Raw genomic sequence first — 9,123 nt, forward strand, 5'->3', positions numbered from 1 at the left:
GTTTTATTTTTAATAATGCACAATTATCATATAATAAATTGTTAATATATTCGCTATTTCTAAAATAGTAAATATCTAAGTAATAATGTATAGTATTTAAAAATAAAACATTTATATAGAAAAACAATGTAATATTAAATGTAGGAGTAATATTCATTCCGCTTATGTCAAGATATGTTTACTAAAAAGAGTAAAGCTTATATATTAAAACAAGAATAACTCTTGGGGGGATATCACTCTTGATATTGGATATTCTCCTACAAAGACTAATAAATAGATGATTGTAAAATACATTAATATCGATTAAAATTTTAAATAATTATTTTTAATCAATTTAGTTATAATTAAAACTTATTAATTACCACTATGAAAATAAAAAATTATTATTATAATAATTATTACTATTATTATTACTAATATTATTACTAATATTATTACTAATATTATTACTATTATTAATACCAATATTATGATAAAAATAAATTTAGGATAGTATGGATTTTTTATTATGAAAGTCAAAAAAGTTAAATTTGAAATGAAATCTAATAATGAAGAAAAAGTTTTTATAACCCACAGAAATGTGGAAGATTGCAAATTAAAAGTTAGAACTATTTTTTTAAATGATGATTTAAAAACTATAAAAATAATATATGACAATAATAAAGGAGAGACTTTTAATTATAAGGATGTTAAAAACTTAGAATATGTTCACCTACAACTATAATCAATTTAAAAATTATTAACTATAATCAAATTATTAGGGTTTTTATGTATAATTAAAGAAAAAAAGATATTAATTAATAGTTTATAATATTACTCCTTTTTTATAATTATTCAATCATAAATAATCAAAAAATTTTATATTTATTCTATTATTTCATTTATTATTATTTTATTTTTAAATATTTATAATATATTTTATTTCTTCTATTTTTTACTTATAATCTAGACTAATTATAATATTTAACATTTTTTTATTTTTTTTAAGAATAATCAATCATTATTTTCTTTATATTTTAATTTTGATTCAAATAAGTATCTAGATTTTAATATAACCCTCTTCATTATAAGCCAATATTATTTAAAATTTTAATAATTAATATATTAATGAATAATATCCACTAATTAAATAATGAATAATGAATAATAAATAATAAATAATAGATAATAGATAATAGGTAATATTATAGATAGAAATAAATGAAGATGGTTTAAGGATTATGAACACAAAAGAAAAGATAATAGAAGCAACATTTTTATTATCTCTTGAGCATGGATATAATAATGTATCTATAAAACAAATTAAAAAAAAAGCTAACCTTTCAACTAGCTCAATTTACCATCATTTTAAAAATAAAGAAGAAATATTATTTTATCTAGTAAAAAAAAATCTTGTAGATATTACAGATGATCAAAAAGAATATATAAAAAGTCTTGAGATTCCTTTAATAAAAAAGTTGGAAATTCTTTATTATTATTCCTTCGGTAATGAAATTAATAGTAATAAAAAAAATATTCAAATAGATGGGCATAATATTAATTCGAAAGAATATTATCTAATGTTTGCAGGAATTTATCATCAATACCCAGAATATAGGCATTTATTTACTAATGCAGGTTTAGAAGGTATAGAATTTTTTAAAGAATTAATTGATGAAACAAAAGATAAAGGAGAAATAAATAAAGATATTGATTCAGAAAAAATGGCTTTTTTCATTTTTTCGAATATGAGAGGAACCGTGGAAATATGGCTGAATTCTAATTACAAACCCGAAGAACTCATAGTTTCTAATCTTGAAATTATTGAAAAAATCCTAAAATGATATAATTAAATCTAAAAATTTAATTAAAATATTTTTCACTACCTTTTAATTAGAATTAATAAAAGAAATAATAAAATTTAAAATTTATCTAAAAATATTTGAAGTTCATTCAAATTACTAATACTATTATTAATATTTAAATCAGATATTTTAGGCCTATTAACTAATATTATATCAATTCCCAATTCATATGCAGCATTTACTTTTGAAAAAGATCCCCCTGTTTCTCCACTATCTTTTGTAATTATAACATTTGTTTTAAATTCTTTCATTAATATTTTATTAAATTCTTTAGAAAAAACTCCTTGCATAGCAATTATATTTTCACCACTAATTCCCAAAGAATTACATTTTTCAATAGAAGATTTTACAGGTAAAACTCTTACAAAAAAATTCCTTAAATTTATCTGATTAAATTTTAAAACTGATTCAATAGTATTTACTCCTGCCAAATGAAGTATATTTTTCGATTGAAATTCATTATTAATTAATTTACCTGCTTCTTTAAAAGAATTCACAAAAATTATAGAATTTTTAAATCTAGAATAATCAATATCTGGTCTTTCAAAACGTAGATAAGGAATATTGGCTGTTTTAGAAGATTCAATTGCTGTTAGTGTAGCATTTGTTGCAAATGGATGAGTTGCATCAATGAAAATATCAAATTTATTTTTAGGCGATGTTAAAATATTAACTATTTCTTCTTTAGATAAAGGTTTACTTATTACTTTATCAGAACCTGCATTTTTAGCAATTTCAGCACCATAATCTGTTGTAGTAGTAGTTAAAATATAAGGAGGGTATTTTAAAGAAGAATTTTTTGAAAAATATTCATTCTTTAAAAATTTGATTATATTAATAGAATCTTTCGTTCCACCCATTAAAAAAATTTTAAACCTTGCTGATAAATTTTTTTGCATTATATTCCTCAAAAAACATTATTATAATCATTATTCCAATGAAAAAATTAATATTTCCAAAAATTATTATTTAAACTATTTTACAATTGTAGATAGCATAAAATAAAAAAATTGAAAATTTTAAATTTTTATCTTTTATCCATAACTTTATTTAAAATTTTCTCAGAAACAAGAATAGTAGCAGCTACAATTATAATAAGTACCCATTCAGTGATTCCAATAGCAGTTGTTCGGAAAATCCCTTGTAAGTAAGGCAAATAAATAACTAAAAGTTGTAGTAAGAATGAAACTGAAATAGCTATCCAAAAGAAATTATTTTTCTCATTTGAATTTGCCCTGTTATTTATTGCATTAAATAACTGATACATTACAAACACTGTGAAAGCAACAGTAGTGGCTATTTTTATATTTCCATTAGTAGAAGTTAACTCATAGAAATAAAGAAGTAAAGTACCCACAGCCATTACAAGTCCTGCAATAATTATTCTAGTAAGGGTATTTTTATTTAATATATTTCCTTTTTCTGGTGCTCTATCCATTATATTTTCTTCAGCACCTTCTGTACCAAGTGATTGTGCAGGTGGACCATCCATTATAATATTAATCCATAAAATTTGAATAGGATTAAATGGAACAGGTAAACTAAGTAGTGATGCAGATACAATTGTCAAAATAGCCCCAACATTAGTTGAAACTTGGAATTTAACAAATCTTTTTATATTATCAAATATCTTTCTTCCTTCTTTAATAGCTTGTATGATTGTTGCAAAATTATCATCTTGAATAATCATGTCAGCAGATTCTTTAGAAACATCAGTTCCACTTCCCATTGCAACACCAATTGAAGCTTTTTTAAGTGCTGGAGCATCATTTACCCCATCACCAGTCATTGAAACAACATTTTTATGTTTCTGGAGAGCATCAACAATTCTAACCTTTTGTTCAGGATAAACCCTAGCATACACCTGTACCTCTTGAACAATATCCATGAATTGATTATCATCTAACTTATCTAGCTCAGCACCCGTTAAAACTTTTCCATCATTTAAAATACCAATTTCTCTTGCAATAGAAGATGCAGTAGATTGATGATCCCCAGTAATCATGACAACTTTTATTCCTGCTGTTTTACATGAAGCAACTGCATCTTTAGCTTCTTGTCTTGGTGGATCCATCATACCAGCTAAACCAACAAAAATAAGCTCTTTTTCTACTTCATCAGGATTTTCGATTAAACTATTTATATCCAAATTATTATTTTCAATTTTTTTATAAGCAAGAGCTAAAACCCTAAGTGCTGAATTTGTCATTCCACTAATATTGTTACTAATAATCTCCTTGGTTTTTTCATCAAGAATTTCAATAGTCCCATTATTATCTATATATTTACATAATCCTAAAATAATTTCTGGAGCACCTTTACTAAAAGCATATAAACTTCTACTGGAAGATATAGATGACTCATTATTATTATCCCCAGTTTCATGAATAGTAGTCATTCTTTTTCTAACACTGTCTAAAGGAATTTCCTTAATTCTAGGATAGTTTTTCTCTAATTCTGATTTTAAATAACCATTATCTTCCCCATACAACATTACTGCTGCATCGGTAGGATCCCCTATTATTTTTCCATCTTTAATACTTGAGTTATTACATAGAGCACAAATTTGAAGTGCTTTTTCTTCATTATTAAAAATCGCATCCCTTACAGTCATCTTATTTAAGGTAAGAGTGCCTGTTTTATCAGTACATACAACAGTACAAGAACCAAGAGTTTCTACAGCTAAAAGCTTTCTAACAACCGCATTTGATTTAGCCATCTGTTGCATACCTAATGCAAGAGTGAGTGTTAAAATTGCTGGAAGACCTTCTGGAACAGCAGCAACAGCAAGTGAAACAGCTGTCATAAATGTTGAAACAATATCATTTCCTTGGAAAAATTGTAAAGCAAATACAAGTGCACAGACAATAACCGCTATAAGCCCTAGTGTTTTACTTAAATTAGCAATTTTTTCCTGTAAAGGTGTTTTTGTATCTTCTTCTTGAATCATTTCAGCTATTTTACCAATAGAAGTATCCATACCAATAGCTATTACAATACCCATTCCTCTACCAGAAATAACATTAGAATCCATATAAGAAAATCTTTTTCTTATATTTTCATCATGAGAGCTTTTTTCAATGTTTAAGATAGCATCTTCATTATCATCTTCGCCAATATCACTATTACTATCTTTAAGTACAGGTAAAGATTCTCCTGTGAGAGAAGATTCATCTATTTTCAAATCAGATGTTTCAATCATGATGATATCTGCAGGAATCTTATCTCCTTCTTCTAAAACAACAATATCCCCAATAGTAAGTTCAGTACCTGGTATTTTCTCAAATTCACCGTTACGTTTTACTACTGCCTCTGTAGAAACTAGATTCTTCAATTTTTCCATAGCTTTTTCTGCACGATATTCTTGTATAAAGCCGATTACTGCATTCAATATAACAACTATTAAGATTACCAATGAATCGACAACTTCTCCTACAAAAAATGCAGCTACAGCAGCTACAATTAGAAGAGCAATTAATATATCAACAAATTGCATAAAAAATAACTTAATAGGATGATCTTTTTCATCTTCATCTAGTTCATTTTTACCATATTTAGCTAAACGATTATTAGCCTCTTCCTTAGTTAAACCATTAATTCCAGTTCCATATTTCTTAAAAATTTTATCTAAACTAGTCATTAAATCCCTTATTCCTTATAAAAATGATCATATACTTAAAAATATTATAGTTTGAACTTGAAAAAAATATTTATTATTTATTTAACAGTTAAATTAAAATATAAGATTATTTTAAAAATAACTATTTTTTTGTATATTATTAATAAATATGCTTATACATATTGATTTTTATACTTTTTATATTTTTATAATTTGATATATAATGAAAAAATGAGATATGTTAAAAAATTAAAAATAATAACCTATAATAAAAAATAATAAAAAAGATTTATATATCGTTATATATTTTTCTTTTGGTAAAAAGCAGCTTTTTTATAGTTTACAAGTTTCATATCTAATCCTAAATTTAAATCTTCATTAAATAAAGGTTTTATAATCAGATCAGCACTGGTATTATTCACAATATTCCCAATATATGGTTGTAACTCTTGAGGAGGGCGAATTGAATATATTAAATCCGCGTCAGAATATATATCCATATTAGGATTTTTAATATCATCTAAAAGAATATTTTCTTTTGCAGGGTTAATATCCGTTGCCAAAAAGTTTATATTATTAGACTTAAAGTTTTTAATAATATAATTAGAAACTCCAAAAAATTTACCAATTGCTATCTCTACAATTTTACATGAATATTTATCTTTTTGATTATTTAGATTATTATAATTTGCATTTTGAATATTAAATTCAAAATTAAAATCTCTGAGCTTTTCATTTATATTAATTTTATTAATAGCCCCAATTTTATTTTTTTTGTTTATAATGTCATTACAGTAATTATATATATATTCAGCAAAATCTTCCCACATAATATCTCCAAAAATACTTATAAAAAATTAATAAAAGATGATGGAACACTAAAATGCTCCACCTCCTCCACCACCAGAGCCTCCACCAAAGCCTCCACCGCCTACATTTGCAGAATCGGCAGAAGTTGCTGTAGAAATACCAGAATCAAAACTTGAAAACAATAAATATGTTCCCCCATAATTATAAAATATATAGCTATCACTAGAATCAAGAGTTTCTTTTGGGATTAATTTTTCCATGGATTTTTGAACAGACTTGGCAACTCCTAATGCGGTTGCATAAACCAAATACTTATCCCATATAGCAATAGAACTAGGAGGATGTTCTTTAATCAAACTAAAATCATTTAAATATTTTTTAAAATTCTTCCATTTTTCTTCTCTTTCTCTACCTTCAATAGTCCAATGCCCAAAAATATGATTAGGCAATAATATAGTTATAATAGAAGATAAAAGTAATATAATAGAAGTATAAAAAAGATTATTAATTGATTCTACCATGTTAAATGGGATTAATGCAAAGAATATTAAAAACAATGTTAATCCAGAGAGAATAATTCCCAAAAATCCCACGATACGGGCTAAATTATATCCTTTTGAAATAAAAAATCGTTCAATACCAGTATTAGCTTCATATTCAATATCACTAGACCATGCATTAAAATAATCTCTAAACTTTTTAGCATGAAATTCCTTTTTCATATCACTTTCAAACTGATTTAAATCTAGCCTATTTTGATTATCTGCAAACAGTTTTAAAATATCATATGCTCTTTCTTCTGAATCTTCAAGATCGGATTTATTTAATTTATCATCAAAAATCATTGCAGGGTTATTTGCATCTTCATCTTTTGAGTCAATAGAATAATCATCAAAATTTTCCATTTTAATATATTTTTTATTTACTAAATTTAATATAGTAGCTTTAAAAGCATTCATATCCACAGAACCAACATTACCTTTATAAAGTGCATTTACAATACCTGGAGAATCATCAGTAGGAGGTTCATGTTCATAAATGCCATTATAGAGAATTTTTGGTTCTCTGCCATATTTAAAATATATAAATATAGGAACAATAGCTATTAATATAAATATAATACTTAAAATATTATAAAACATTCCAAAAAAATTTATTCCCCATTCATATTGCTTTTGTATATTTTCAAAATTAGTTAAACCATTTCCTTCCTTAACAAATGCATAAATAGGATCATTAAAATAGGTTTTTGGTATAACCATTCTCACTTCAAGAAGATCTCCAGAATTTATCTGATTTGAAGTAGCTGAAATAGTATTTCCTTCCCATTTATCATTTAATATTAGATTAGAAGGGTTTAACCAATATTTTACTCCAGTTTTATTGTTTAAATGTATATATGTGTTGAGTTTACCTAAATCAAAGTCCCATCCACTTCCCCATAAAGTATACTGAAGAGTGGCACCATCATTATAAAGGTTAATAACATTTAAAAAATCATACTCATAAGTTATATCGACATTTTGACTAGTGATAGGGTCAGTTTTTTCAGGGTTTGAATATAAGTAGACAATTATATTTTCCTGTTGGCCATCGTTTGAAGTTTGAAATGTGGAATAAGCTCCTTTACTAGTTACTTTCAAATTTTCAATTTTCTCTCCGGTTTTTAGAGGAATATATCGTTTAACCCCATGATAAGTTCCAGAAAAAGAATAATGTAATGTTTCAACAACATGAAGACTACCATTTTCTTGAATATATAAATGAACATTTGCAAAAGGTACTGAATAACTCCTATCTCCATCTTCAGCAAAATTAACACTAGTAAAAACAGCTAGCGAAATAAAAATTAATAAGGATAATAGAATTATTGATTTTTTATTCATAATTAATAACTCCTATCATAAAAAGTAGAATTAAAAATTTTTAAAAAAGAATTAATCATTTACTAAAAAATTAAAATTTTCAAAAAATTTTATTTGAGATAATTAATTCTATATTAAATATTTTATTTAAAATTTTAAAATTTAACAGATGGTGCTGCTTTATCAGTTTCATTTGCTTCAAAGAAATCAGCTTCATTAAAATGGAATAAGGAAGCAATTAAATTTGAAGGAAACATCTGACATTTGTTATTATACATTAAAACAGTATCATTGTAAAATTGACGAGAATAAGCAATTTTATCTTCAGTTTCAGATAACTGCCTTTGTAAATCCTGAAAATTTTGACTAGCTTTTAAATCAGGATAATTTTCTGCTACAGCAAATAAAGATTTAATTGCCTCAGTTAATTGATTATTTGCATTTTCTACTTTTTTGACAGAATCAGCATTCATTAAATTAGATCTAGCCTCAGTAATTTCAGTGAATACTTTACTTTCATGACTTGCATAACCCTTAACAGTTTCAACAAGGTTTGGAACCAAATCTATCCTTCTTTTTAACTGAACATCAATTTGAGCCCAACCATTTTTAACTTTATTTCTTGCACCCACAAGACCATTATATAAAAACATTATAACCAAAAGAATTATAATTATAATTATTCCTATTATTAAATATAACCACATATTCACACCTTAATTTATTTTAATTTAGTAATATATTACTATTATATTTTAATTATCTATTTTTATATATGTTATTTCCATTAATTTATTTATATTAATCATAATATTTCTTTTAACAATATATTACTATTTTATTTTACATTAATCTATTTATTATTTATATTATTTCTTTTAACAATATGTTATTATTTTATTTTGATTAATCTATTTATTATTTATATTAATTATAATATTTCTTTTAACAATATATTACTATTTTATTTTACATTAATCTATTT

The 9,123-nt window shown here is 24.5% G+C and carries 7 protein-coding genes; 2 read left to right on the forward strand and 5 right to left on the reverse strand.

The window, feature by feature from the left end:
* Nucleotides 1–508 precede the first annotated feature (508 nt).
* Both Q0087_RS04825 and Q0087_RS04830 read left to right on the forward strand, forming a co-directional pair.
* On the forward strand, nt 509–724 hold the full coding sequence (locus Q0087_RS04825; protein WP_297898543.1) for a hypothetical protein: 216 nt from the start codon (nt 509–511) through the stop codon (nt 722–724).
* Nucleotides 725–1,220: 496 nt separating this feature from the next.
* A complete protein-coding gene (locus Q0087_RS04830; protein ID WP_297898544.1) occupies nt 1,221–1,823 on the forward strand; it encodes a TetR/AcrR family transcriptional regulator in 603 nt (200 codons plus the stop codon).
* A gap of 77 nt (nt 1,824–1,900) precedes the next feature.
* Here the strand turns inward: Q0087_RS04830 and cobK are convergent, their stop codons facing one another.
* From cobK to Q0087_RS04855, 5 genes are all read right to left on the reverse strand, one after another.
* Nucleotides 1,901–2,743, reverse strand: a complete 843-nt coding sequence (cobK, locus tag Q0087_RS04835; RefSeq protein ID WP_297898545.1) for a precorrin-6A reductase — start codon at nt 2,741–2,743, stop codon at nt 1,901–1,903.
* A 128-nt stretch (nt 2,744–2,871) separates the two neighbouring features.
* Nucleotides 2,872–5,484 (reverse strand): cation-translocating P-type ATPase, encoded by a 2,613-nt coding sequence (locus Q0087_RS04840; RefSeq protein WP_297898546.1) that lies wholly within the window; start codon nt 5,482–5,484, stop codon nt 2,872–2,874.
* A 278-nt stretch (nt 5,485–5,762) separates the two neighbouring features.
* The gene (locus Q0087_RS04845) at nt 5,763–6,293 is read right to left on the reverse strand and encodes a UPF0146 family protein (RefSeq protein WP_297898547.1); all 531 of its coding nucleotides are present in this window, start codon (nt 6,291–6,293) and stop codon (nt 5,763–5,765) included.
* A 48-nt stretch (nt 6,294–6,341) separates the two neighbouring features.
* Complete coding sequence (locus Q0087_RS04850; RefSeq protein ID WP_297898548.1) at nt 6,342–8,159, reverse strand: DUF2207 domain-containing protein; 1,818 nt, start codon at nt 8,157–8,159, stop codon at nt 6,342–6,344.
* A gap of 134 nt (nt 8,160–8,293) precedes the next feature.
* Nucleotides 8,294–8,845: a LemA family protein gene (locus Q0087_RS04855; protein WP_297898549.1), complete on the reverse strand. Its 552-nt coding sequence runs from the start codon at nt 8,843–8,845 to the stop codon at nt 8,294–8,296.
* Between the last annotated feature and the right edge of the window lie 278 nt (nt 8,846–9,123).

This window comes from uncultured Methanobrevibacter sp. (assembly GCF_937881195.1).
Classification (GTDB): Archaea; Methanobacteriota; Methanobacteria; order Methanobacteriales; family Methanobacteriaceae; genus Methanobinarius.